This window comes from Altererythrobacter rubellus (assembly GCF_030284385.1).
Classification (GTDB): Bacteria; Pseudomonadota; Alphaproteobacteria; order Sphingomonadales; family Sphingomonadaceae; genus Erythrobacter; species Erythrobacter rubellus.
Genome location: NZ_CP127221.1, coordinates 1882892 through 1909226 on the forward strand (window position 1 = coordinate 1882892; position 26335 = coordinate 1909226).

The window sequence follows — 26335 nt, forward strand, 5'->3', positions numbered from 1 at the left end:
TTGCTCTTGCATGTCACTCATATCGTGACCGGCATGGGGGTCGGGTTCGGTTGTGTCCTGGCCTTGCATAATTCCCATGTCATGGCCCGCGTGAGGATCGGTTGCCGCGTCTGAACTCTCAGACATATCGCCCATGTCGTGACCTTCATGCGGATTAGACATGTCATGGCCTGCGCGAGGGTCTTCTATCTGTGCGTCTTGAGCAGGTGCTTCCATCCTATGTGCGCTATGGTGCATCTGCTGTGCAGCGACAGGAATTGGAAGAGCTAGTGCGGCAATAATAAGGGCTGTTCTCATGTCGGTTCACCTTCCATCGGGCGAACCTTCACAACGTTGAACATGCCTGCGTGCATGTGCATCAAAAGGTGGCAGTGAAACGCCCAGTCTCCTGGTGCATCGGCAGTGAGGTCGAACTTCACATAGCCTCCGGGAAGGACATTGACGGTGTGCTTCCTCGGCTGGTGCCCGTCCTGCCCATTGACGATCTCAAAGAAATGTCCGTGCAGGTGAATCGGGTGCGTCATCATCGTATTATTCACGAGTTTGACGCGCACCCGCTCGTCGCGTGCAAAACGGATTGGCTCTACGATTTCGGCAAAGCGTCGTCCGTCGAGGGACCACATATAACGCTCCATATTCCCTGTCAGATGGATGACTAGCTCGCGGCTCGGACTGCGTGGATCGGGGTTAGGATTAAGCGAACGAAGTTGCGTGTAAGTCAAAACACGGTGCGGGACGTTTTCGAGGCCGAGGCCGCGATCACCTGTTCGGTCGGCAGGGTTAGGGGCAATCATATCAACACCCGGATTGACGTCGATTCCAGGAGCGTTTTCAGGGTCACGCATGCTCATGTCCCCATGATCCATGCTGCCGTGGTCCATGCCGGAGTGATCTTCACCATCGCCCATACTGGCCATGCCGCCCATGCCCATGTCGCGCATGGTGAGCGTTGGACGTTCCCTGAGAGCTGGCACGGGAGCTTCCATACCGAGGCGCGGTGCTAGCGTTGCACGGCCTAGTCCTGAACGATCAATGCTTTCTGCGACGAAGCTGTAAGCCCGATCCTCGCGCGGTGTGACCACCACGTCATAGGTTTCGGCAACACCGATTTGGAATTCGTCTGTCTCAACAGGCTGGACGTTTTCTCCGTCAGCATTGACCACAGTCATCGAAAGGCCAGGAATTCGCACATTAAATATGCTCATGGCAGAGGCGTTGATGATACGTAGGCGAACGCGCTCACCCGGCTCGAACAGCCCTGTCCAATTCTCGTTCGGACCGTGACCATTGATAAGGTAGGTGTAGGTTGCGCCCGTCACATCGGCGATATCTGAGGGCATCATGCGCATGCCTGCCCAGCGAATGCGCTCTTCTATATCCTGACCTTCACCTGCCAGAAGGCCTGCTAGGGTTTGCTGCTGGCGGTTGAAATAGTCGGGCGATTGCTTGAGCGTTCGCATGATCTCATGCGGGTGCATGAAGCTCCAGTCCGAGAGCACAATAATGTGTTCGCGGTCATATTGAATGGGGTCAGTACCTGCGGGATCAACAACAATCGGACCGTAATGCCCCATCGCTTCCTGCAAGCCCGAATGGCTGTGATACCAATATGTCCCCGACTGAATAATCGGGAATTCATAAACGAATGTCTCATGCGGCTTAATGCCCGGGAAGCTAACGCCCGGAACGCCGTCCATCTGGAAAGGCAAAAGAAGGCCGTGCCAGTGGATAGATGTATCTTCTTCAAGATGATTGGTGACAGCCAATCTAACATTTTGCCCTTCGCGCAGGCGAATGAGCGGTGCGGGAAGTGAACCATTGACGGTCACAGCATGTCCGGTGCGGTTACCAATCGAAAAGGACGAGTTGGCAATTGATAGCGCGATGTCCTCGCCTGACAGCGTGGCACCATTCTTCGTCGCAGGCGCGTGGGCCAAACCTTTTGGAGAAGCCCAGGCGGGCATCATTGAGTGGAGGGCAAACATGCCGCCAACGGCTAGTGAGCCCTTGAGAAGGTTTCTTCGCGACTGGTCGATGGGGGCAGGTTTACGCTTCATACTTACCTGCCCATCTTTCCAAAGAGTTCGACGAGTTCCGTAAACTTTTCGCGCTGAGCCTCGCGGTCGCCGCTTTCAATCGCTTCGTTCACACAGCATCCTGCATGAATCGAAAGCACCTTCTGTCTCGTTGACTTCAGAGCCGCTTCCATTGCCTGCATCTGTTGCAGGATGTCGATGCAATAGCGTCCTTCCTCCATCATTTTGGAGATGCCGCGTGCCTGTCCTTCAATCCGCTTCATGCGGGCGATTTCTTTTTGGAACTTCTCGCTCATCGTCTCGTATGTCCTCGGCAAGGTTGCAAAATATACCCTAGGGGAGTATGGTATAGCAATTAGATAGATCGATCAATGACGACGACAAGGGACCGCATGCACAAAAATTTATTTAAACCGCGCTTGGCGGTTTTTGGCGTGTTGCTTGTCATTGTCGCTCTGGTCTTTTCGGTTGGGTCGCCTGTGACAGCACATGAGGCTCACCGACAGGATCAAACCGAGCAGGAAATTGCGACAGAAAGCTCCGCACCGAAGGTTGATCAAGATCCAGCAATCGTTGTCGACGAAAGTGCATTTGATGTTGCCGATTTTCTGGGTCGCCTTCACCCGGCAGCCGTTCACTTCCCGATTGCTCTTCTTTTTTTCGCTGCCATTGCCGAACTTGCGCTTCTCATTCGACCAACTCTTGGACTGGAGAGGACGGTTGGCTTTTTGGTATGGTCGGGTGCGTTGACCGGAATAGGGGCGGTTATCCTCGGATGGTTTGCAGGCGGTTTCCGTTTGACCGACCGATCCGAAACACTGTTCTGGCATCGCTGGAACGGAACGGCGCTTGTCGCAATTGCACTGATTGCTGCGCTCATTCACGCACGAAAATGGAACCGCAACCTGTTCCGCCTGTTAGTGTTTTCAGTTGCTATTGCATTGATAGTTCAGGGTTATTTGGGTGGCGAGCTCGCCTTGGGCCCTGACCACCTTAACTTAAATCCGAAAGGGGGCTCTTAAATGAGTTACGGAAGATTTGCGGCCATGATCCTGGCCTCTACAGTCATCATGTATGGCTTGATGTATTTGAACACTTACGAACTAGGCCACGTGTTTTTCAGTGAGACGCGCGCCTGGATGGCGCTCTACATGGGCGCGATGATGGCAATCATCATGCTCGCCTTCATGCTGGGCATGTATAAGAAAACGAAAGTCAACATTGCAATCTTTGTGGGCGCAGCGGTTGTGTTCGCAGGATCGCTTTTCCTTGTGCGAAGTCAGAACACGATTGCTGATGAGGCGTGGATGAGCGCGATGATCCCGCATCACTCGATTGCCATTCTCACCAGTGAGCGCGCCAATATCGAAGATCAGCGCGTGCGCGAATTGGCAGACGAAATCATTAAGGCGCAACGCCGCGAAATCGATGAGATGAAGTGGTTACTTGATGACATCGAGACGAACGGGCGCGCGACCACGGAAGCTGAGGCCGAGGCTCGGCCTGTGCCTGAATTTGAAGGTGAACTGTAAGCGGGAGGGTAGTGGACATGGCACAGACCAAAACAGCAAAGCTCTATCGGATGGTCATGGAAAAGCATGTCTGCCCCTACGGCCTTAAATCAAAACACCTGCTCAAAAAGCAGGGATTTGAGGTCGAGGATCACCACTTGACTACGCGCGAAGAAACCGACGCCTTCAAGGAAAAGCATGGGGTTAAGACCACTCCGCAAACTTTCATCGATGGCAAGCGTATCGGTGGTTATGACGATTTGCGTGCGCATTTTGGAGAAGAGCCAAAGGGCGAAGACGAGACGACCTATCGCCCTGTTATCGCGCTATTTGCGATGACTTTCCTGATGGCGCTAATGGCAGCCTTCGTTGCCGAAGGTGAGTGGATAACGCTGCGCACCTTCGAGTGGTTTATCGCATTCTCCATGTGCGGACTTGCCTATCTCAAGCTGCGCGATGTCGAGAGCTTTTCGACCATGTTTCTCAATTACGACCTGCTGGCAAAGAAGTGGGTGCCCTATGGCTACGTCTATCCCTATGGCGAAGGCTTGGCAGGATTACTGATGATTGGCGGAATTTTGCCATTCATCTCGATTCCGGTCGCGCTTTTCATCGGAACGGTAGGAGCGGTCTCGGTCTTCAAGGCTGTTTACATCGACAAGCGCGAACTCAAATGCGCCTGTGTCGGCGGGGATAGCAATGTGCCCCTTGGCTTTATATCGCTCACTGAGAATTTAATGATGATGGGCATGGCTATTTGGATGATCGTGAAAATGAACCTGTAGAAATGCGTTCATTGACAGATGTTGACAACCAGTCAAATTCGTCTTAAGCTATTGATATTAAACAAAAAAATGGTAGCGGAGGTCCGCTGCACGCGTTACCCCCAGTATAATGAGGACAATGAGATAGTTGAACGACTTTCCAATAAAATCAGAGCTTTAGCTAGAACATACTTGCATAAAGCTGCCTGAAAACGTCAAATACCTACCGCAAAATATCCTAATGATAGTCTTGGCAATGATTGGCCTCGGTTTGATTACTATCTCTACGCTTAAGAACAAGTCGCGAAATTGCGGGGAGCACGAATAGGGTGAGCGCGGTTGCGGTTATCAATCCGCCGATTACAACGGTCGCAAGAGGGCGTTGAACTTCGGCGCCAGTGCCAGTGGCAATGGCCATCGGCACAAACCCCATCGAGGCGACCAGTGCCGTCATTAAAACGGGGCGGAATCTTGCCAGTGCGCCTTCGACGATTGCCTTGTCCAAAGGCATACCACTCTCCAGTCTTTGGCGTATCGCAGTCATCATCACGAGGCCGTTCAAAACGGCCACGCCTGATAATGCGATGAAACCAACCGCAGCGGAGATCGAGAAAGGGATGTCGCGCAGCCAGAGCGAGAACACGCCTCCGGCAAGAGCCATCGGGATCGCACTAAACACTGCAAGTGTGGAAAGCCAACTTCCCAAAGCCATATAGAGCAGGAGAAGAATTAGGAAAAAGCATAGCGGAACGATGAGGCTTAGCCTGCTTTTGGCAGCTTGCAGGTTTTCAAACTGACCGCCCCATTCGATATACGCACCTTCCGGCAAGGAAACCGTCTCACTCACTGCCGCCTGGGCTTCTTCGACATAGCTGCCGAGATCGCGCTCGCGCACATTGGCGGACACGATGACAAGGCGACTGCCTTGTTCACGCCTGACTTCCGCCAATCCGTCGCTCACCTCGAAGCTCGCCAGTTCCCGCAAAGGCAATGTTGCGCCGTTCGGCGTCTTAACCGGCAATGCTCCTAAACGATCAAAGTCACTTCTCAGAGTTTCAGGCAAGCGCACGACAATATCGAAACGCTTGTCGCCCTGAAAAACCGGACCTGCGGGACGACCCCCAACGGCAATAGCGACAAGTTCGGCTACCTCTTCAACGCTTAAGCCGTAGCGCCCGATAGCAGTACGGTCGAAACGGACATCAAGTGTCGGAAAGCCGGTGGTCTGCTGCACTTTTACGTCTGCCGCCCCGTCAATTCCCCGAAGTACGTTTGCCACTTCATTAGCTGATGCCGATAACACTTCGATATTGTCGCCATAGAGTTTGACGGCGATGTCACCGCGCACACCTGCAATCAGTTCATTGAAACGCAGCTCAATTGGCTGGCTGAACTCATAGAGGTTCCCGATCAAGCCGTTCAGCTCACTCTCCATATTTGCGACAAGAGCGTCCTTGCTAAGTGAGGGGTCTGGCCATTCGTCCCTAGGGTTGAGAAGAACGTAAGCATCGGAGATATTTGGCGGCATCGGATCGCTTGCTACCTCGGCTGTGCCCGTTCTGGAAAAAGCGGTCGCCACTTCCGGAAACTCGACTAAAGTCCGCTCGACCTGCCTTTGCATTGCCACCGACTGCTCAAGCGAGGTCGAGGGAATACGCAAACTCTGCACGGCCAAGTCGCCCTCATCGAGCTGCGGCGTAAACTCACTCCCCAAAGTCGTGAAGAGAAGCGCAGCAACGGCAAAGAGTGCGGCACCGCCGCCGATCACCGGCCAGGGTCGTGCGATGGCTTTGACAAGTAGCGGTTCGTAACGCTCCTTCGAGGCGCGGATGACCCGTACTTCCTTTTCCGAGATACGCCCTTTGAGAAGCACTGCGATCATCGCAGGTACGAAAGTCAGCGACAGAACAAAGGCAGAGGCCAGTGCGAGCAGCATCGTGATTGCCATAGGCGAGAAGGTTTTGCCCTCAACGCCTGTGAAGGTCAGAAGTGGTGCAAAGACGAGCAGGATGATGGCCTGACCGTAGACGGTCGGTTTAATCATTTCTTGTGCGGCAAGGCGGGTTTCTGCGAGCCTCTCGCCAAGGGACAGCAAGCGCCCCTCTTGATGTTGACGCGCGGCCAACCTTGCCACCGAATTCTCAACGATGATGACTGCACCGTCCACAATCAGTCCGAAGTCGAGTGCGCCCAGGCTCATCAGATTCCCTGAAACACCCAAGCGGTTCATGCCGATGGCGGCCATCAGCATGGAAAGCGGGATGACTAGGGCTGTAATGAGTGCTGCGCGGATGTTTCCCAACAGCAGAAATAAGATGACGATGACAAGAAGCGCGCCTTCGACGAGGTTTTTTTCGACTGTTGCGATCGTCGCATCCACGAGGGTTGAGCGATTGTAGATGATCTCGCCGACAACACCGTCGGGCAAGACCGATCTCACCTCCTCAAAGCGTTCCGCAGCCCCGGCTGCTACAGTCCGGCTGTTCTCCCCGCTTCTCATTAAAACGGTGCCGATGACGGCTTCCTCGCCGTTGTAACTGCCTGCCCCTGTGCGCAGATCACCGCCAAGGCTTACCTCGGCCACGTCGGCTACTCGCACAGGCACGCTACCCCGATTGGCAACGATGGCCTGCGCGATGTCTTCCACCGAACCCACCCGCGCATCGACGCGCACGAGCAAGGCCTCTCCGTCGCGGTTGAAGAAGTTTGCGCCCACCGCAAGATTGGCGCGCTCGATTGCATCGACAAGTTCGTTAAATGCGATGTCATAGCCGTTCATGCGGGTTGGATCGGGCTGCACCAGAAACTGCTTTTCATAGCCACCAATCGAATCCACGCCTGCCACGCCGGGAGACGCGCGCATGAGCGGTGCGATTACCCAGTCCTGCAAACTGCGTAGGTAAGCTGCCTGCGCGACCTCATCGGCAAGTCGTTCACCTTCGGTGGTGACAAAACTGCCGTCAGCCTGCCAACCTGTTGCACCGCTAGATGCACCACCTTCCTCGCGCTCGGCAAAGCCGATGCGATACATGAGAACTTCTCCAAGCCCTGTTGAGATTGGCCCCATGACGGGCTGTGCGCCTTCGGGAAGGTCGGAGGCTATCGCGGTCAAGCGTTCATTGACCTGTTGGCGGGCGAAATAGATGTCGGTGCCTTCGTCGAAGATGGCCGTGACTTGCGAAAAGCCGTTGCGTGAAATTGAGCGGGTCATGTCTAACCCCTCAATCCCCGCAAGCCCTGTTTCGACCGGATAGGTGATTTGCTGTTCGACCTGTGCAGGCGAGAGCGCCGGCACGACCGTATTGATCTGCACCTGCGTATTGGTGATGTCGGGAACGGCATCAATTGGCAGTTTGAAGAGATTGAACGCTCCCCAAGCCGCGACAAGAACGGTCAGGACTATCACCGGCAGACGGAAGCGGACAGCGTAATCGAGGATGCTCCCGATAAAGCCGTGCTGTGTATCAGTGGCCATGTTCTGCCTCCGATTTTCCAAGCTCGGCCTTTAGCAAAAAGGCGTTTTCCGAAGCGATGACGGCTCCTGCTTCAAGCCCCGAAATGATCGTAATCATCCCTGCCGAACGCGCGCCTGTTTGAACCTCGACGGGCTCGAACGCATCACCCTCGCGCACGAAAACGACCGACCTACCTTCAACCGTCTGGACAGCAACTTCCGGCACCGAAATCACGTTCGGATCAGAATCCGATGTGCTCTCAATTCTCACCTCCACAAAGGCGTCAGCTTGGAGTGCAGCCACCAGTCTATCGGGAATGATGATCGCCGTAGCTGCCCTGCTAGAAGGATCAAGAGCAGGTGTCATCGAGCGGATGCGTCCGCCGATGTCCTGCGAACCAATCACAATGGTCACACCGTCGCCACTGGAAACGCGCGAGACATCACCGAGTGGTATCGCCGCCTCGATCTGAACCCGTGCTGGGTCAACGACCTCCATCAACTCTGTTCCTGCCGTGACAAAAGCCCCGAGCACAGCGGGTGCATCTGTAATCCGGCCTACGATGGGACTTGTAATCGCAATTGAGCCGCCACCGCTCACTCCGGCGGCGGTAGCTGTATTGCGCGCTCGTTGAAGGTCGGCTCTAGCCACGGAAAGCTGGGTTTGGGCTGCCTCCAAATCCTGACGCGCGGTCACATTTGCATTGAAGAGGCGCTGCTCGCGCTCAAAATTGGCTTGCGCCTCTATGAGACGAGCTTGGGCTGCTGCAATATCGGATGAATATTGTGCGGCCTGCGCGCTCTCAATAACCGCCACGGTTTCGCCGCGAGCGACAGTATCGCCAAGTGTCTTGGTGATACGGACAATCGTGCCATCGGCACGCGCGTCAAGCCGTGCCGCCCCGCTCGGATTGGCCTTTACCGTTCCCGGAACGATGATCTGTGCATTGCCGCCTAATGTGACGGTATGAAGTTCAATCCCGGACGCAGCCATCTGCTCGTCGGTAATCAACAGCCGTTCTTCATCATCGTGTTCGGCGAATTCCTCCGCATGACCATGTTCTTCGTCGGCAAAGGAACTCGGAAGTGAAAACCATATGATCGCTGCTGCAATCAACAGGACCGAAAGGATAGTGAGGAGTCTTTGCCTGGTCATGACTCACCTCCTTGTCGCTGGGTGAGCTGCATGAGCGTGGCGGTAGCTTGTGCCAGGTCCGTCCTTGCAGAGATCAAGTCGGCAAGTGCTGCGTCCCTGACCGACGCCGCATCAAGGACATCAATGAGCGTGAATCTGCCGTAGCGATAACCGATTTGCGCGAGTTCAAGCGTTTCTTCCGCACGGGGCAGAATAACCCTGGACAGTCTCTCAACGCGCATCTCGGCGGCACTGATGGTGGTCAAAAGCGTGGTGCACTCGCGCTGCAATTGGAGCCTCAAAAGCAACAAGCGGCCTTCGGTTGCTCGGGCGCTCGCTTCTGCTGCTTCGATGCCTCCTTGATTGCGGTTGCGCAAAGGGATCGCCATCGACGCGCCGATAGTAAAAGCGGTGTCGCCGGTTTCCTCAAAACGGCGGATGCCCGCACCAACATTGAGATCAGGAATAGCTGCACGTCTCTCACGCACAATTCCGGCCTCGGCAGCATTGAGCTCAGCTTCTGCACGCGCCAAAGTGAGCGTGCCCGCAATATCGCCCGTGCCTGAAACTGTATCAGGCGTAAGCCAGAATGTTTCGATGGTTTCGGGTGGTGTGCTTGCCCCCCAAAGCTCGGCAAGATTTGTTCTCGCATTAAGATATTCGGCCTCGGTGGCACGAAGGTCTGTCTCGGCCTCTGCCATTGCAGCCTCTGCCCGAATGGCACGAAGGGGTGGCTCGCGTCCTGCCTCGACCAGTTCACTCGCGATGCGGTAAAGTTCTGCCGAGCGCTCATAAATACTCTGCTGCAAAGCGACATTTTCTTTGGCTGCTACGGCTTGGGTAAAACGCTGCCGCACGGCAAGTACGAGATCAGCGCGCGATATAAGCGCGTCAAGTTCGGCAACGCTCGATTGTGCCTGTGCTGCGAGCACCCTTGCACTCCGTTTACCGCCAAGCTCGATTGGCTGGGTCAACATCAGGGTGGTTTCATTCGAGCGCAGTCCCGAGAAAGTACCGCTGCCAGCGATGTTCTCGACCTCGAGCGAGACTTCGGGGTTCGGGCCATAGCCTGCTTGCCGCTCATTGCCTCGGGCAATATCGACTTCGGCCTCTGCTATGCTTGCAACAGGAGATTTTGCTCCCGCTAATTGCAAGGCTTCATCCAGGCTCAAGCCCTGCTGTTGGGCCGAAACTGTAATGGGTATGAGCGCAAGCACAATTGCTGCGTATATCGGGCGCAAAAGCGCCAAGTTTGGTGACATGGAAAGTCCTCTGGTCTGGTTTGTGTTGGGGGGGGACCGCGAACACGCGGTCAGGGAACACAAATCAGATGCGTGGAGGACGCTTCAGTTTTGAGAGATTTGCCTCGGGCAAGGCATTATCGCGCCTGGGACCCAGCAGTGACGCCGCTAGGCTAAGGCCTTCTGCCGAAGCAACAGGTGCCACGATCTGCGCCAGATGATGACAATGCCCGTGCGCGCAAACAGCATGTTTGTCGCCTGTGTCGCCGTCCTCATCGGAATGGCTTTCATCGGCCAAATCAGATGATATGTGGGAGATTTCCGGTTGCACTTCGCCTTCACAAGCGGCTGCCTCTGCGACCGTCGAGAATGCGAACATGGCAAGCAACAGCACGGCGATGACACGCATCGCAGCACTTTGAAACCTTGCCTGATGTGTTCGAGCATTCATGGTGCGAGTATCTGCCAAATCTATTTCACGGTCAACAAAAGAAGTAATAATCTTTCGCAGGAAAGATATAACATTAACTTTCGGAAGTTTGAATTTGACGACACTTGAGCAGCAAAATCTTCAATTAACAAACTAGTGTCTAAGAAAGATTTATCTCGCTAGCTGAATCAAATCTCATGCCAAAATGCGTGTGGAAGATATTGAGCTAAGTAATTGATTTAAAACAATAAAATGGTAGCGGAGGAGGGACTCGAACCCCCGACACGTGGATTATGATTCCACTGCTCTAACCACCTGAGCTACTCCGCCCCGAAAGGCATGCCGGAAACGAAATCAACCGCTCGGCAGGCGGCGCATTTAGGGCGCGTGTCGCCCTTGGTCAACCGCTATTGCCCGCGAAATGCGCAGCGTTTGACTGCATCCCATGGACCGCCACGATAGATGTGCATCTCAATCGCGGGAAAGTGGAAGCTGCGCGGCTCGATCTGCGCCTTCAATTCGGCTTGAAGAGCCCGCGCTTCTTCCTTGCTGACCTTGTTCTGGATCGTGATATGCGGCCGTGGTTCATACAGATCCTGAGCAGTCAGCGCGCCATGGAAATGCTCAGCAATGAATGCACGGATTTCCAGCAATTCCTCGCTCTGGAGAGCGATCGCAGTCCCCTTCCCCAGATCCATTACGCCGGTCACGCGGCCAAGGGGTGGCGCAAACTCCGCCGCAACTCGAGATAGAAAATCCTTCAGTTCTTCGAACAGGGACGGCGCGAACGAGTGAAACATGGTGACATGGGCATGGAGCTTGTTGCGATGTGCGGGATAGTGCGCGCGGCGCAGGCCCTCAGCCCAGCTTTGAATATCTTGCGGCAAGGCAGCGGTGACAATGAAAGGTTGCGACATAAACCTTGCGCCTAGCGCACCCTAGATCCCGTTCTCTTCGCGAAAGCGCCGCCATTTGGCCACGTTGCGATTATGCTCTTCCAATGTGTCCGCAAAAACGTGACCGCCGCTGCCATCTGCCACATAAAACAGCGCACTCGTTTCTTCGGGATTGAGCGCGGCCTTGATTGCAGCCCGGCTCGGATTGGTGATGGGGCCAATTGGAAGGCCGAAAATCGCCCGCGTGTTGTAAGGATTGGGATCGCGCAGCTCGGATACCCGAATCATGCGGCCCAGCGGTTTTCCTTTGGTAATCGGATAGATCGTCGTCGCATCAGCGCCCAATTGCATGCCGATCCGAATACGATTGGACATAACGCCCGATACCTTGCCGAGTTCATCTTTCGCCTGCGTTTCCTTCTCGATGATCGAGGCAAGGATCACCGCTTCAGCTTTCGATGTAACTGCGGCATCGGCGCTGCGCTCTTCCCACGCCTGGTCGAGATAGTCAGTCATTGCGCTTTGCATCCGTGCCAGCACGGCCGAACGCGCTTCGCCGCGCTCGAAATCATAAGTGTCGGGCAGCACCGATCCCTCAGGCGGGATTTCAATCTCTCCGCTCAGAAGTTCGTCCGCCATCAACCGCTCGAACACCATGATCGAGGGCATGCCTTCCGGAATTGTGATGAAGCGCCGGATCACATCGCCGTTCTGGAACGCGCCGAGGATGTCCGCCTGACTCATATCAGCGGTAAGTTCGAATTCACCTGCCTGGATTGCGTCGCCGCCACCAAACAGTTTGGCATTCAACAAGAAACCATCAGCTGAGCTGATCAAGCCTTGCTCCTCCATCCTGTTCGCGACCGCAGTCAGCGAGGATCCAGCCGGAATCGCAAACACCGTGTCTTCTTCAATGGTCGCTTCGCCCATGACAGAACCGATGACGAGCCATCCTGCGATCAAAAGCGCCATCAGGGCCGCAACAAGGCAGCCGAGCTTTTTCACGTCAGTCCTCTACCTGCTTCATAATCAGCGACGCGTTAGTACCGCCAAAGCCGAAGCTGTTATTCAGCGCTGCACGCACCTGACGCTTTTTCGCTTGATGCGGGACCAAGTCTGCACCTTCGGTGCCTTCATCCGGATTGTCCAGATTGAGCGTCGGTGGCACAATCTGGTCGCGGATCGCAAGGATACAGAATACCGCTTCAACAGCGCCTGCACCGCCCAGCAGGTGACCGATGGCCGACTTGGTCGAGCTCATCGATGCTCCGCCCAGATCATCGCCCAATACGCGTTTCACCGCGCCCAACTCAATCGTATCGGCCATGGTCGATGTGCCATGCGCATTGACGTAATCGATGTCTGCCGGGGTAAGGCTAGCCTTGCGCAATGCCATTTCCATCGCGAGCTGCGCGCCCTTGCCCTCTGGGTGCGGTGCTGTGACGTGATAGGCATCACCCGAAAGGCCATAGCCGACCACTTCGGCGTAGATCTTCGCGCCGCGCGCCTTGGCGTGTTCATACTCTTCGAGCACAACCACACCCGCGCCTTCGCCCATCACAAACCCATCGCGATCCTTGTCGTATGGGCGGCTCGCCTCGGTTGGGCGGTCATTCATGCTCATGTTGAGTGCGCGTGCTTGCGCAAAGCCTGCAACACCCAGCGGATTGATCGTGCTTTCCGCGCCGCCGGCCAGCATAATATCGGCATCGCCATCTTTGATCATGCGGGCTGCGTCGCCAATCGAGTGAGCGCCGGTTGAACAGGCGGTCACCACCGCGTGGTTCGGGCCCATCAGCCCGTATTTGATCGAAACCTGCCCGCTGATCAGGTTGATCAAGCGTCCATGGACAAAGTGCGGGCTCACACGGCCTGGGCCGCGTTCTTTCAGGACGATCGATTCGCTTTCAATACCCGGCAATCCACCGATGCCTGAACCGATCGAGCAGCCGGTGCGCATCTTGAGATCGTCATCCATCTCGGTCAGGCCTGCATCTTCCAGCGCCTGTCCTGCTGCATCGATCCCATAAACGATGAAAGGATCAACCTGACGCTGGACCTTGTGATCAACGCGTTTGTTCGGATCGAAACCGTCCGGATGATCCGCCGGCTTCACTTCGCAGGCGATCTGGCACTTCTGGTCAGACGCATCAAAACGCGTAATCGGCCCCGCCCCGCTCTTGCCAGCGATGAGATTGCTCCAGCTGGTCTCCACATCGCCGCCCAATGGGGTAACGAGGCCAAGACCGGTAACGACGACACGACGCATCGAATTCTCCGTACTTCAGCGAAACGCTGACAATTCAGTAGACCAGATAGCAACAGGCTCAACCCCTAGGGGGCCGAGCCTGTCAATAACCCGCTAAAACGTGGCCAAAGCCGCGCCGTGGCGGGGCAAAGACGAAAAGGCCTTAGCCCTTGTTGTCTTCGATGAATTTGGTTGCGTCACCAACGGTGCTGATTTTCTCAGCAGCGTCGTCAGGGATTTCAACGCCGAATTCTTCTTCGAACGCCATAACCAGTTCAACGATGTCCAGGCTGTCTGCGCCCAGATCGTCAATGAAGCTGGCTTCCTGAGTAACCTTGTCGCCTTCGACGCCAAGATGCTCGACAACAATTTTCTGCACGCGGTCGGCAGTATCGCTCATAGTGATCCCTCTGCTTATGGGGTTTAGAATTGGCTTTCGCCCTAATGAACGGCGCTGAATAGCGCAAGGGCTGTTCGCAATAGATGGTGGGACTAGGCCGATCTGTCAAACAGGCATAGCTATTCAATTGACGCATCTTGCGGGCTTGCAGAGGCTAGCGCAACCGCTGGCAGACTTAGCGATGCCAATTGTTCGCGCGCCAGAAACCGACTGTCCACACGTGCCATCCCGTTGCGAAAACGGTCTTTGTCGGATGCAAGCATCAATTGACCATACGCTTCAGCGGCGAGTTCCAGCTGGCCGTCCGCCTCGCGGCAAAGAGCAGCATTGTAGAGCGCGGAACGCTGGTATGGATTGCGAGAGAGGATATCTTCAAACGCGATGCATGCGCCGACCGGATCGGTCTTGGTCAGCTTGATGGCATTCTTGAAAGCTCGGCGGTCACTCCTCTCCAGCCCGCTGCGGCTTTCCAGGATGCGAATCCGGTCAAAACGCTGCTTCGGCGCCAGGTCCAGTCGCACTGCCCGCGCAAAGCGCGATATCATCGGTTTGATTATCGCTTCGGCTGATGGGATATAGGAGCTATCCGCGCAGTAACGTTCTGAATTTACGAAGCTATCCTGACGCTGATAAAGCGCGCCCTCATCTGAGAACAGTGCTACATCAGGCCGGAACTCGACGTGTAGGCGTCGGCACTCATAGACGGCCTTGACGCTTTCGACGCACTCTTTCTCGCCGTCTTCATGTTTGATCTTGCGCAGACAGCGGGTGCGCTCAATCTCTCCATCCGAAGCGTCGTAAACGCGTGAATTGGCAAAGCCGCGCAGCTCTGCATGGCCGGGTTGTGATCCTTCATTGTCGAAAGACGAAGGCACAATGCGAAAGTATTGCTCGCCATAGATTCGCGCCGAGCCAAGTTGATCCGCAAGCGCGTTTTCCAATGCGATACCTTCACGGCCGCGAATTGGCTCGATGGATATCTCCGTCACGCCACGCCCGCCATCAGTTCGCGCTGCATACACGCCCTCAACGGCCAGCTGCTCTGCCCGCACTGCGCCGCTTGACACAGCACAGGCCGCCACCAGCGAGAGAACCCATTTCGAAAACGCCATCACTCTTCCCCTTAGAAGGTCGAAGAGGTGATTTTATTCAGATAAATACAACCTAAGCTGAACAAATGGGCTGTGGGTCGCTTATTTCTGTTCCTTGGGCGGCTCAATCACACGCAAATGCAATTCACGCAGCGACTTCGGTTCTGCGGGGCTTGGCGCACCCATCAGCAGGTCTTCCGCCTTCTGGTTCATCGGGAACAGCGTGATCTCGCGCAAATTCTGCGCGCCGCAAAGCAGCATCACGATCCGATCGACGCCCGCAGCCATCCCGCCATGCGGCGGCGCGCCATACTGGAACGCGCGGTACATACCGCCAAAATCGCGCTCGACGTCTGCCTGTGAAAGGCCAACCAATTCAAACGCCTTCACCATGGTTTCAGGCTTGTGGTTACGGATAGAGCCCGATGCGAGTTCAAAGCCGTTGCAGACCAGATCATACTGGTAAGCCTTGATGGTCAGCGGGTCCTGCGTTTCGAGCGCTTCCATCCCGCCTTGCGGCATAGAGAACGGGTTGTGGCTGAAATCGACCTTCTTCTCGTCTTCGTCATATTCGTAGAACGGGAAATCGACGATCCATGCGAATGCAAAACGATTTGTGTCGATCAGCTCAAGAATTTCACCAACGCGGGTACGCGCTGCCCCGGCCAGTTTAGCCGCATCGGCTTCCTTGCTAGCAGCGAAGAACAGACCGTCATTTTCACCCAGACCCAGCTCTGCATAGAGCTCGGCCATGCGCTCAGGCCCGTGGTTCTTGGCAATCGGCCCACCAAATTCGCCGCCCTTGCGCGTTACATAGCCCAAGCCGGCAAAGCCTTCCTTGCGTGCCCAATCGTTCATATCGTCGAAGAACTTGCGGCTCTTCTCATGCGTGTTCGGCGCAGGGATCACACGGACGCGGCCACCGCCGCCCACGATCTTTTCGAACAGGCCAAAGCCGGACTTTTCGAAGTGGCTGGTCACATCGCTGATGATCAGCGGATTGCGCAAATCGGGCTTGTCCGTGCCGTATTTGATCATCGCTTCGGCATAAGGAATGCGCGGAAATTCGCCTGCTGGCGTCACATGCTTGCCTTCAGCGAAAGTTTCGAATGTGCCAGCGATCACCGGCTCCATAGTATCCCACACCTCTTCCTGAGTGACGAAGCTCATTTCCAGATCGAGCTGGTAGAATTCGCCCGGCAGGCGGTCAGCACGCGGATCTTCATCGCGGAAACACGGTGCGATTTGGAAATAGCGGTCGAAGCCAGAGACCATCAGCAGCTGCTTGTAGATCTGCGGCGCCTGGGGCAGCGCGTAGAATTTGCCCGCGTGGATTCGGCTGGGCACCAGGAAGTCACGCGCGCCCTCTGGCGAAGATGCGGTCAGGATTGGAGTCGAAAATTCATTAAAGCCGATCGCGTTCATCCGCTGGCGCAGGTCAGCCACAATCCGTGTGCGTTTCATCAGGTTTGTGTGCAGCGTTTCACGGCGCAGATCGAGGAAACGGTATTTCAGGCGGACGTCTTCCGGATATTCCTGCTCGCCGGCTACCGGCATAGGCAATTCTTCAGATGCGCTCTGCACGGTGATCGAACGCGCAAACACTTCAATCGCTCCGGTAGGCAGGTCTTTATTGACCGTCTCTGGAGTACGGGCCTTCACCTCGCCGTCGATCGTCACAACCGATTCGAGACGAAGCTTTTCAAGCACCGAAAGTGCAGGCGAATCTTCGTCCGCTACGATCTGCGTCATGCCGTAATGATCGCGCAGGTCGATAAACAAAACCCCGCCATGATCGCGTTTACGGTGGATCCAGCCCGATAAACGGACTGAATCGCCAACATTTTCCGCGGAAAGCTGTGCGCAGTTGTGGGTACGATAGGCGTGCATCTAAAATCTTGTCCTGTTCGGGTGTATGCGGCTAAGGGCGCGCGCAAAGAATAAGCACGATGACCTCTAGCGGTTTCAAGCGCGCGCTAACAGGGGATGAGGGTGCTTTTGTCAAGGCTGACCTCACTAACTGGACTAAGTGTCCGAGAGCGGTACTCCGCTCAACGAAAAGAAATGATGCATGAAAATACATGATCTGATTACCACAACCGACGCTTTGGCAGACTTATGCGAGCGTCTTTCCAAATCCGAATTTGTTACCGTCGATACCGAATTCATGCGCGAGAACACCTATTGGCCAGAGCTTTGCCTGGTCCAGATCGCGAATGACAAAGAGGCCGCTGCGATCGATCCCTTGGCCGATGGCATCGACTTGCAGCCGCTGCTGGATCTGCTAACCGAGAATGAGGACGTTCTGAAAGTCTTCCATGCCGGCGGGCAGGATGTCGAGATTATCGTCAATCTGACCGGCAAGACCCCGCATCCCATATTCGACACTCAAATCGCTATGATGGCGATCAGTCAGAGCGAACAAATCGGCTATGCCAATCTGGTCGAAAGCTGGCTCAGCATTACGATTGATAAGGGCGCGCGCTTTACCGACTGGAGCCGCCGCCCGCTGACCGACCGTCAGATCGAGTACGCGATCGGGGATGTCACACATCTCTCGGAAATCTTCCCCGAGATTCTGAAGAAACTTGTGAAAACAGGTCGCGGCGCGTGGCTCGACGCGGAAATGGAAAAGCTCGCGGAGGTTTCCAACTACGTCACAGACCCCGACCTGGCATGGCGCCGGATTCGTTCGCAAGGCCGCAATCCGCAGGTGCTCGGGCGGTTGAAAGCGCTTGCCGCATGGCGCGAAAGCGAAGCGCAACACAAGAACATCCCGCGCGGTCGCATCATGCGCGACGAAACACTGGCAGACATCGCAAGCCATCCACCCAAGCAGCAGAAAGACCTTGCGAAGGTTCGCGGGCTGTCGGCGGCATGGCGGGAAAACGACATCGGCAAGCGATTGATGAAGGTGATCGAGAAGGCCGGACCGCTCGACAAAGACGAAATGCCCGAGAAGATGAAGCGCGGCGCGCCGCTTGGCAAAGAGGGAGCCCTGGTTGCCGATTTGCTCAAGCTGCTGCTCAAGATTCGCGCGCGAGAAATTGATGTCGCGGCGCGATTGCTGACAAAAGCTGACGAGATGGAGGCGCTGGCCGCTGGAATCCGCGAACTGCCTGTATTGAATGGGTGGCGATATGACGTTTTCGGCCGTGACGCTCTCGAACTGGTGGAAGGTAAGCTCGCTTTCGCCGTGAAGGACGGCAAACTCACCATGACGCATATCGACGATATGCAAGCAGCGATGGAAGAATCGCTCGCGGCTGAGTGAGGGCGCACCTCAATTATCATTGCCAGCAGAGGCCGGGCTTTCCAGCCCAATTGCGGTCATTGATCAACACCGTTTATCAGCGCGGATGCGGGGCTGAATAAGGTACTGGTTTGTTTTCCTACTTGCTGCATTGAGGGCTAGACACCGTGTCATGCCCGCCCGCCAATTCCTCTCCGCACCCGCCACAGGGTCACACTCAGCACCCGCGCATTCACACAATGGCGTTTTCCGCCCTTGGACAGTGTTCCATGTGTTCCATCCTGTAGGGCTTTGCGACCGTGCGGCGGCGGGCTAAGGGCTTAGCGATGTCAACTTACCTCCCCACCATCAAGCAGCTGCAATATCTGGTCGCGCTGCACGAGCACGGGCATTTCGGGCGCGCGGCGGAAAGCTGTTTCGTATCTCAATCAACCTTGTCGGCCGGATTGCGCGAGCTGGAATCCTTGCTTGGGGTAACGCTGGTCGAGCGCAGTCGCCGGGTGGTGCGTTTTACTGCTTTGGGAGAGCAGGTGGTGGCCAAGGCACACAGGCTGCTGCGCGAAGCAGAGGAATTGTCCGATCTGGTGCAGGCATCGGGAAAGCCGTTGACGGGGACCATCCGGATGAGCGTGATCCCCACAATCGCGCCCTTCATGCTGCCAAAGATCCTGCCGCGCCTGCGCAGCGAACGCCCTGAGCTAAAACTTCTGCTGCGCGAAGAAACGAGCCAGGACGCTGTCGAATCGCTGCATCACGGCAGGGTTGATTGCGTGCTGCTGGCTTTGCCTTTCGCGACCGGCGAGGTGGAGATGGCGCATATTGCCGATGATCGCCTGTTCGTGGCGTTCCCAAAGGATGATCCAAGAGACCCGCCGGAGACAGTATCAGCGAGTATGATTGACACCATGACATCCGGAGGGCGCTTGCTGTTGCTGGAGGATGGTCACTGTCTAAAGGAACACGCGCTGGCCGCCTGCAATCGGCCTGAATTGCGCGCATCGGCCACGATGATCGGCACGTCACTGCACACGCTGGTGCAGATGGTGAACAATGATCTGGGGCTAACGATGCTGCCAGAGATGGCTCTGGATGCCGGTATTTTGGGAGGAACAGATGTTGTTGCGCGGCCGCTCAAGAACAAGAGCGCCAAGCGGGAGATTGCGCTGATCTGGCGCAAGAATAGCCCCCGTGCGGAGGAATTCGAGTTGTTGGCAGAGGAACTGAGAGCGGGTTAGGCGTTCACCGGAACCGGTTTGAGCAGCTTCTCGTCCGCGAACTTCTGAATCTTTCTCGCTGCGATCAGCGGTAGCTCCACTGACAAGGCGATACCGACGAGCGAACAGAAACCAACCCAGATCGCCATCCACGAACCGCCCGCCTGATACATGTCGTAAAGCACCGGCACAGCCAGGATTGCTCCACGCACCTCATTGAAGATCAAGGCAATCCAGCCGACCTTCAGAAATGCCGCGAGCAGGGTTGAAAGCGTTGCGCTCATGAGGCCTGACTAGGCCCCAAATATTGAGAATAGGTTGACGCGGCATTCACCAATGCACGCGCCGCCTCAATTCACATCAATCCATATGTTTAAGGCCAACCCTCAGATAGTCCCAGCCGGTCATCACTGTTAGAATGGCTGCAGCCCATAGTGTGATCAGCCCGACCGTATGCGGAACATTCGCCAGCACATCGACAATCATCACATTCCATTGCGGCAGCCCCTGCCCCAATATCAGCGCGCCCAACCCAATTATCTGGAATGTCGTCTTCCACTTGGCGAGCTTCGTGACGGGAACGGAGACTTGCAGACCACCAAGAAATTCGCGCAGGCCCGAGACCGTGATCTCACGAACGAGAATGATCAATCCAGCGATTACATGCAGATCGCCCACATATGGTCCGGTCAAAATGCCCTTTGCTGTCAGCACGAGAATGACAGACGCGACCATAATCTTGTCCGCAATCGGATCGAGAAAGACGCCCAGCTTGGACACCGTACCGCTTGATCGCGCGAGGTAGCCGTCGAAATAGTCCGTAATCCCCATCAGGCTGTAAAGGCCGAATGCCAGCAAATAGCCGAGCTCCCAACCCGGCCACCACAAAAGAAAGGCCAATAGCGGCACGGCACAGATGCGCGAGAGTGTGAGGATGTTCGGCAAAGTAAGCATCGATTTCACCCCTAGCGCGAAGGTGCGTTGGGAAAAAGCCGGAGTTTCAGGCTTGTTCACGGCTACGCCCACCCCTAGGGTCCGCAATAGGGAGCAGCTACAGGGCAGATGATTTGACTACTTCAACCCATTTGCTGCGTCGCAGCCGTTTTCTGCCGCTGTTTTGCACACAGCTGTTCAACGCGTTCAATGACAATCTCTACAAGACCGCGATGGTCCTGTTCGTGGTCTATACCGTCTATAATGACGAGAGCGCGGAAGGTATTTTCAGCGGCGTCGCGTCATTTCTGTTCATCCTGCCATTCTTTCTTCTGTCCGCGCTAGCGGGGCAGCTGGCTGACATGCGCGACAAGGCAAAGATCATCCGCACAGTCAAAATGTGCGAAATCGGGTTGATGATCATCGGCGCATCCGGGCTTTATCTGGCGTGGAAAGGGATCGCTGTCGACACAGTCGCTATCCCGCTGATGTTGCTCGCTCTGCTTTTGACAGGAGTGCAATCCACCTTCCTTGGCCCGATCAAATACGCAATCCTGCCACAGCATCTGAAAAAGGATGAAGTGTTGGCCGGGACAGGTCTGGTGGAGGCTGGCACATATATCGCGATTTTGGCGGGCACGATTTTGGCAGGCTGGATTCCGGTTGAATGGGCCGCTGGCGGTATCATTCTGACCTCCGTGCTTGGCTATCTCACCAGCCGTTCGATCCCGGACGCACCGGCGCAAGGCAAGGTGGAAAAGCTTGACCGACACATCATCCGTGCATCGATCAACCTGATCCGCAATGTAATGCTGGACCGGCAGATCTTTTACGCAATCATCGCGATCAGCTTCTTCTGGACGATCGGCGCAGTGCTGTTCATCCAGTTTCCTCCGCTCGCCAAGAATACATTGATGGCAAGCAAAGAGGTCGCGAGCCTGTTTCTCGTGATCTTCTCTGTCGGAATTGCGATCGGTTCGGTTTCGATCAACGCGCTGCTGAAGGGCGAGGTGTCGGCCCGCTACTCACCAATCTCCGTGGTCATAATGGGCGCATTTGTCGTCGCGTTCTATTTCGTGTGCCGCTTATGGCAATCCTACGAAATAACCGAGATTATGGGTGTGACCGAGTTCTTAGCCTGGCCGCTGGCAAGTTTGATCATGCTCACCTTGATAGGCATCGCAATCGCAGGCGGCATGTTTGTGGTGCCGCTCTATGCGTTCCTGACGACGCGCTGCGCGCCGGATCAAGCCGCACGCACCATCGCTGCGAACAATATCGTCAACTCCGGATCCATGGTTGCAGGGTCGCTCGTTGCGATGGCGCTTAGCGCAATCGGCGTGCCTGTGGTGGAGCAATTGCTGCTCAGCGCGGGAATGTGTCTGGTTTCGGCGTGGCTGGGCCACCGTTTGCACCAGGCAGAGCTGGACGAAGGGCAAAGCCCTGCCTGATCAGGCGACAAAGACCAATACTGCTGCAAAGACAGAGAAATATACAGTTGCAAAGCCGCGCACATCATCGCAGGTCAGCTTCCACAAGACGTCAGCCGGAGCCTCATATTCATTGCTGCGTACATGAGCAGGCAGGCTTGCCCGGAACGGGTGGCGCGCTTGCTCGTCGGTCAGGACCAATGCTCTCTTCATGGATCAGAGTCTTAACCCGATACTAACCATCGTGCGCGGCAGAAATCCTGACTGTCGCAGAGCGGGACATTAAGCATGTGTGTTCATGCTGAGCTGTGGATGATTGCCTCTTGAGCGTACCAAAGCTAAGCGGCGAACCATGACAACACGCACAACACCTGACGCAGCAAAACTGCTGGTCGATTGCCTTGCAGAACAAGGCGCGGACCGTATTTTCACAGTTCCGGGCGAAAGCTTCCTGCAGGTGCTCGATGCGCTGCATGGCCGCGAAGACATTGATGTCGTCACTTGCCGGCAAGAAGGCGGTGTCAGTTTCATGGCTTGCGCGGATGGAGCCATGACCGGCCGCCCCGGTATCGCCTTCGTAACGCGCGGTCCCGGAGCAACCAATGCCAGCATTGGGGTGCATGTTGCGCATCAGGATTCGCAGCCGATGATCATGTTTGTGGGCGATGTGGCGCGCGACATGCACGAACGTGAAGGATTTCAGGAAGTCGATTTTCCTGCGTTCTTCGGCCCGATCTGCAAATGGGCAGCGCGGATCGACAATGCTGACCGGATTCCGGAATTTGTTTCGCGAGCCTATGCGACCGCAATCTCGGGGCGTCCGGGGCCAGTTGTATTGGCTCTGCCTGAGGACATGCTGGACGATGCGACCTCCGCATCCCCTCGCCCGTTCGTCGTACGGCCGCCGCAAGCGGCCTGTCCCGATGCGATGCAAACACTGATGGCAATGATAGCAGATGCGGCCAGCCCCATTGCGATTATCGGCGGTGCGGGCTGGAATCCGAAAGCGCGCGAACACTTCCAGCAATTCGCTGAACGGAACGGGCTTCCCGTCGCGACTGCTTTTCGGCGTCAGGACGCTATCTCTCCTTCATCGCCGGTTTATGCGGGCAATCTGGGCTATGGCCCCAATCCGAAACTGGTTGAGCGCGTAAAGCAGGCCGATCTGGTGATCGCAGTGGGTGCGCGGCTTGGTGAAGCAACCACTGATGGTTACACTTTCCCGGAGCTTGATCGCGCCGAGCAATTGCTGGTGCATATTCATCCAGACCCCGAAGAACTGCACCGTGTCTACCGCACCGATCTCGCGATCTGTTGCGCAATGGATGAATTCGCTGAAACTGCTGCCTTGTGGGAAGACAATTCCATCCTGTCTTTCGACGCAGGCGCTGAAGCTCACGCAGAATGGGAGGCTTGGGCCACCCCTCAGCCGAACGATTTCGCGCTCGACATGGGGCAAGCGGTTGCATTCATGCGCGAAACCCTGCCGTCTGACAGCATCATCTGCAATGGTGCGGGTAACTTCTCAGGCTGGTGGCACCGCTACTGGCGGTATGAGGGTTTCCCGACGCAACTCGCCCCCACTGCCGGCGCAATGGGCTACGGCGTCCCTGCTGCCGTTGCCGCTGCGCAGCGCCACCCGGACCGCACGGTGGTTGCGTTGGCCGGTGACGGTGACTTTCTGATGAATGGTCAGGAATTGGCGACAGCCGCACAGCATGGGTGCGACATGATCGTGTTGGTCATAGATAATAGTGCCTATGGCACGATCCGCATGCATCAGGAGCGTGAATTCCCCGAACGCGTTTCAGCAACAGAACTTGCCAACCCGGATTTCGCGGCGCTCGGCGCAGCGTTCGGGGCTTGGAGTGCGCGGGCTGAAACAACCGATCAGTTCAAGCAAGCTCTTACTGAAGCGAATACTCGCAAGGGATTACGGATGATCCATTGCAAGATTGACGTTGAACAATTGGCCGCAAGCGGAGCGACGATTAGCGGGCTTCGCAAGCGGTAACACGCGGGCTTTGAACCTCGCCTGACAGGCCCCCGCCCATCTCAAGGATAGTGTCCCACTCTGCCTTGGTCAGCTCTGCCACTGACAATCGCCCAAGTCGGATAAGCTCGCATTCCGCCAGTTTGGGCTCGGCCTTGATCTGCTTCAGCGTCACCGGCCGATTGAGCTTCGATTTGGGCTTGATCTTTACCGCCGCCCATTTGCCTTCTGGATCTGTCGGATCGAGGATGCCTTCCACGCTAATCGTCGCAACGCCTACAATTTCCAGCCCTTCGCGCGAGTGGTAGAAAAAGGCTTCCTCGCCAACTTTCATCGCAGCCAGATTATTCTTTGCGCGATGGTTGCGGACACCATCCCATAGGCCTTCCTTTTCGGCCACAAGATCGTCCCAACTGTATTTGAAGGGTTCCGATTTCATCAGCCAATAGCGTGCCAAATTCTTTCTCCAAACTGGATTGGTAAACTTTGATAGCCCTACGCAAGCCACGCTTCGGTTTCCACCCCGGCTGCGATGAGAAGTCACAATTAACCCGATTTTTAATCATCGGCGTCATACGTAATGCGAGTTAGTCCGTAGGATTGAGGGCAGCGCCGACAAGGCCTGTAAGACGCAAGAGTGGCTGAAGACGACAACCAGCAAAAGCTAGGCAAAGCCGAGCGCGACATCGTAGCGCTGGGAATTGCAGCGGCAGCGATCATCCTTTTTGTTGTGACGGGCAGCTCGGTTCTGCCGCTTGTTGCCGCATCGATCATGGGCACCGGAGCCGCGCCGGACAATCTGCTGGTCAATGCCATGTTGCTCAACATTGCGCTGATGATTTTCGGATGGCGGCGTTATCGCGATCTCACAAGCGAGATTGCGGTGCGGAAGCAGGCTGAAGAAATTGCGCGCAAACTGGCTGAAACAGACCCCCTGACCAACTGCCTGAACCGCAGAAGTATTGGGAGCGCGACCGAGAAGTTGCGCCGCATGGCCAATGCACGCGGTCAAGCCACCGCGTTTGTAATGATCGATCTGGACAACTTCAAACAGGTCAATGACATGAATGGCCATGGCATGGGCGACAAGGTGTTGACGGTAATGGCAAAGCGCTTGCGCGATGCAGTGCCGGACACGTCACCTGTAGCGCGACTGGGTGGAGACGAGTTTGCGTTCGCAATGTCATACTCGCCTGATCACCCTGAGAAAGTTGATGAGCTGATTGCCGTCTTGTTTGAAAAAGTATCTGGCAAGGTCGAGATCGAAGGGTCCAGCGTGGATACGACAATGTCGATCGGCATCTCTACTGACCACGATTTGAAAGGCAAGGCCGCGGGGATCGAGGACAGCGAAAATCTGATACACCATGCTGACATCGCGATGTATCAGGCAAAGAAGAACGGAAAGAACCGCTATTTCTGGTTCGAACCTACGATGGAGAATGAGCTACGCTTCCGCAATGAGCTGGAGAATGGCATTCGTCGCGGGTTGAAACGAGGCGAATTCGTCCCGTTCTACGAGCAGCAGGTTGACATTTCGACTGGCGAATTGGTCGGGTTCGAAATGCTGGCGCGCTGGAAATCGCCTGAGCTTGGCCTGGTCAATCCGGACGTATTCATCCCGATTGCGGAAGAGATCGGCGTCATTGCCGAGATGTCCGAGCAGTTGATGGTTCAGGCATTCACTGATGCTCAGGCCTGGGATTCCAGCCTGACCCTGTCAGTCAATATCTCGCCAGTTCAACTGCGTGATCCGTGGTTCTCACAGCGGCTGCTGAAGCTGTTGATTGAGAACAATTTCCCGGCACACCGCTTGGAAATCGAAGTCACTGAAACCTGTCTGCATGAGAATCTGGGACTGGTGAAATCGATGATCGCCAGCCTGCGCAACCAGGGTGTTCGAGTAAGCCTTGATGATTTCGGCGCCGGATACTCCAGCCTTTCGCAATTGCGCAGCTTGCCGCTTGACCGGATCAAGATCGATCGCAGCTTTGTCAGCGAGCTCCGCAACAAGGACAGCAGCAAGATCGTCGACGCGATCATCTCACTAGGTGACGGGTTGCAGATGCCGATCACGGCGGAAGGTATCGAGAACGAAGACATTCTCGCGCAGCTTCGCGAAATGGGCGAGCTAAAGGGGCAAGGATATCACTATGGCCGTCCGGAGGATGGATCCCAGATGCTTGAGCGATTGGCAGAGAACGGCAAGCTCGCGAAGACCCCTCCGGTCGTGACAAAGACCGCTACTGAGGCCGTTGACGAAATCGACGCAGCACAAGAGCAACGCCGCGCATAAGTCGCAACCG

24 protein-coding genes and 1 tRNA gene are annotated in these 26335 nt (G+C 55.8%); 8 read left to right on the forward strand and 17 right to left on the reverse strand.

The genetic code is table 11. The features are described 5' to 3' along the window. Window positions 1-293: 293 nt before the first annotated feature. Together QQX03_RS09420 and QQX03_RS09425 are read right to left on the reverse strand one after the other, a co-directional pair. Complete coding sequence (locus QQX03_RS09420) at window positions 294-2057, reverse strand: copper resistance system multicopper oxidase (protein WP_285975486.1); 1764 nt, start codon at window positions 2055-2057, stop codon at window positions 294-296. 2 nt (window positions 2058-2059) lie between these two features. Next, a complete protein-coding gene (locus QQX03_RS09425) occupies window positions 2060-2332 on the reverse strand; it encodes a metal-sensitive transcriptional regulator (RefSeq protein WP_285975487.1) in 273 nt (90 codons plus the stop codon). Between the two features lie 96 nt (window positions 2333-2428). Between QQX03_RS09425 and QQX03_RS09430 the strand changes: the two genes are divergently transcribed. The 3 genes from QQX03_RS09430 to QQX03_RS09440 are packed head-to-tail and all read left to right on the forward strand — an operon-like array spanning window position 2429 to window position 4332. Beyond that, complete coding sequence (locus tag QQX03_RS09430) at window positions 2429-3058, forward strand: DUF2231 domain-containing protein (protein ID WP_285975488.1); 630 nt, start codon at window positions 2429-2431, stop codon at window positions 3056-3058. Further along, a complete protein-coding gene (locus QQX03_RS09435) occupies window positions 3059-3568 on the forward strand; it encodes a DUF305 domain-containing protein (RefSeq protein ID WP_285975489.1) in 510 nt (169 codons plus the stop codon). 17 nt (window positions 3569-3585) lie between these two features. After that, entirely contained in the window at window positions 3586-4332 is a 747-nt protein-coding gene (locus tag QQX03_RS09440; RefSeq protein ID WP_285975490.1) for a MauE/DoxX family redox-associated membrane protein, read from the forward strand. 217 nt (window positions 4333-4549) lie between these two features. Here the strand turns inward: QQX03_RS09440 and QQX03_RS09445 are convergent, their stop codons facing one another. From QQX03_RS09445 to aspS, 11 genes are all read right to left on the reverse strand, one after another. Then, window positions 4550-7786, reverse strand: a complete 3237-nt coding sequence (locus QQX03_RS09445) for an efflux RND transporter permease subunit (RefSeq protein WP_285975491.1) — start codon at window positions 7784-7786, stop codon at window positions 4550-4552. Beyond that, entirely contained in the window at window positions 7776-8921 is a 1146-nt protein-coding gene (locus tag QQX03_RS09450; RefSeq protein ID WP_285975492.1) for an efflux RND transporter periplasmic adaptor subunit, read from the reverse strand. The genes QQX03_RS09445 and QQX03_RS09450 overlap by 11 nt, the downstream gene beginning before the upstream one ends. Next, window positions 8918-10162 (reverse strand): TolC family protein, encoded by a 1245-nt coding sequence (locus QQX03_RS09455; RefSeq protein WP_285975493.1) that lies wholly within the window; start codon window positions 10160-10162, stop codon window positions 8918-8920. Before QQX03_RS09455 ends, QQX03_RS09450 begins: the two co-directional genes overlap by 4 nt. 64 nt (window positions 10163-10226) lie before the next feature. Next, complete coding sequence (locus QQX03_RS09460) at window positions 10227-10592, reverse strand: hypothetical protein (protein WP_285975494.1); 366 nt, start codon at window positions 10590-10592, stop codon at window positions 10227-10229. A gap of 232 nt (window positions 10593-10824) precedes the next feature. Continuing rightward, window positions 10825-10901 (reverse strand) — tRNA-Met (locus QQX03_RS09465). Between the two features lie 77 nt (window positions 10902-10978). Continuing rightward, window positions 10979-11488 carry a 2'-5' RNA ligase family protein gene (locus QQX03_RS09470; RefSeq protein WP_285975495.1) on the reverse strand — a complete coding sequence of 170 codons (510 nt, stop codon included), beginning with the start codon at window positions 11486-11488 and terminating at the stop codon, window positions 10979-10981. 21 nt (window positions 11489-11509) lie between these two features. Next, complete coding sequence (gene mltG, locus QQX03_RS09475) at window positions 11510-12472, reverse strand: endolytic transglycosylase MltG (protein WP_285975496.1); 963 nt, start codon at window positions 12470-12472, stop codon at window positions 11510-11512. Between the two features lies 1 nt (window position 12473). Beyond that, entirely contained in the window at window positions 12474-13736 is a 1263-nt protein-coding gene (fabF, locus tag QQX03_RS09480; RefSeq protein WP_285975497.1) for a beta-ketoacyl-ACP synthase II, read from the reverse strand. A gap of 142 nt (window positions 13737-13878) precedes the next feature. After that, the gene (locus QQX03_RS09485; RefSeq protein WP_285975498.1) at window positions 13879-14115 is read right to left on the reverse strand and encodes an acyl carrier protein; all 237 of its coding nucleotides are present in this window, start codon (window positions 14113-14115) and stop codon (window positions 13879-13881) included. Window positions 14116-14234: 119 nt separating this feature from the next. Next, window positions 14235-15227: a hypothetical protein gene (locus tag QQX03_RS09490; RefSeq protein WP_285975499.1), complete on the reverse strand. Its 993-nt coding sequence runs from the start codon at window positions 15225-15227 to the stop codon at window positions 14235-14237. Window positions 15228-15308: 81 nt separating this feature from the next. After that, window positions 15309-17096: an aspartate--tRNA ligase gene (aspS, locus tag QQX03_RS09495; RefSeq protein ID WP_285975500.1), complete on the reverse strand. Its 1788-nt coding sequence runs from the start codon at window positions 17094-17096 to the stop codon at window positions 15309-15311. A gap of 181 nt (window positions 17097-17277) precedes the next feature. On the opposite strand from aspS, the gene rnd reads away from it, so the two are divergent. Both rnd and QQX03_RS09505 read left to right on the forward strand, forming a co-directional pair. Beyond that, window positions 17278-18480, forward strand: a complete 1203-nt coding sequence (gene rnd, locus QQX03_RS09500; protein ID WP_285975501.1) for a ribonuclease D — start codon at window positions 17278-17280, stop codon at window positions 18478-18480. Between the two features lie 305 nt (window positions 18481-18785). Beyond that, entirely contained in the window at window positions 18786-19694 is a 909-nt protein-coding gene (locus QQX03_RS09505) for a LysR substrate-binding domain-containing protein (protein WP_285975502.1), read from the forward strand. Here QQX03_RS09505 and QQX03_RS09510 read toward each other — a convergent pair. After that, window positions 19691-19957 carry a hypothetical protein gene (locus QQX03_RS09510; RefSeq protein WP_285975503.1) on the reverse strand — a complete coding sequence of 89 codons (267 nt, stop codon included), beginning with the start codon at window positions 19955-19957 and terminating at the stop codon, window positions 19691-19693. The genes QQX03_RS09505 and QQX03_RS09510 overlap by 4 nt on opposite strands. A 76-nt stretch (window positions 19958-20033) precedes the next feature. Then, on the reverse strand, window positions 20034-20627 hold the full coding sequence (gene pgsA, locus QQX03_RS09515) for a CDP-diacylglycerol--glycerol-3-phosphate 3-phosphatidyltransferase (RefSeq protein WP_285975504.1): 594 nt from the start codon (window positions 20625-20627) through the stop codon (window positions 20034-20036). A 113-nt stretch (window positions 20628-20740) separates the two neighbouring features. On the opposite strand from pgsA, the gene QQX03_RS09520 reads away from it, so the two are divergent. Further along, entirely contained in the window at window positions 20741-22057 is a 1317-nt protein-coding gene (locus QQX03_RS09520) for an MFS transporter (RefSeq protein ID WP_285975505.1), read from the forward strand. Here QQX03_RS09520 and QQX03_RS09525 read toward each other — a convergent pair whose 3' ends face one another. Beyond that, complete coding sequence (locus QQX03_RS09525) at window positions 22058-22249, reverse strand: hypothetical protein (protein WP_285975506.1); 192 nt, start codon at window positions 22247-22249, stop codon at window positions 22058-22060. A 139-nt stretch (window positions 22250-22388) separates the two neighbouring features. Here QQX03_RS09525 and QQX03_RS09530 point away from each other — a divergent pair, with 139 nt between their 5' ends. Beyond that, entirely contained in the window at window positions 22389-24050 is a 1662-nt protein-coding gene (locus QQX03_RS09530) for a thiamine pyrophosphate-binding protein (protein ID WP_285975507.1), read from the forward strand. On the opposite strand, the gene QQX03_RS09535 is transcribed toward QQX03_RS09530, so the two are convergent. After that, window positions 24028-24486 (reverse strand): EVE domain-containing protein, encoded by a 459-nt coding sequence (locus QQX03_RS09535; protein WP_285975508.1) that lies wholly within the window; start codon window positions 24484-24486, stop codon window positions 24028-24030. The genes QQX03_RS09530 and QQX03_RS09535 overlap by 23 nt on opposite strands. A 180-nt stretch (window positions 24487-24666) precedes the next feature. On the opposite strand from QQX03_RS09535, the gene QQX03_RS09540 reads away from it, so the two are divergent. Next, window positions 24667-26325: a putative bifunctional diguanylate cyclase/phosphodiesterase gene (locus tag QQX03_RS09540; protein WP_285975509.1), complete on the forward strand. Its 1659-nt coding sequence runs from the start codon at window positions 24667-24669 to the stop codon at window positions 26323-26325. Window positions 26326-26335: the final 10 nt, after the last annotated feature.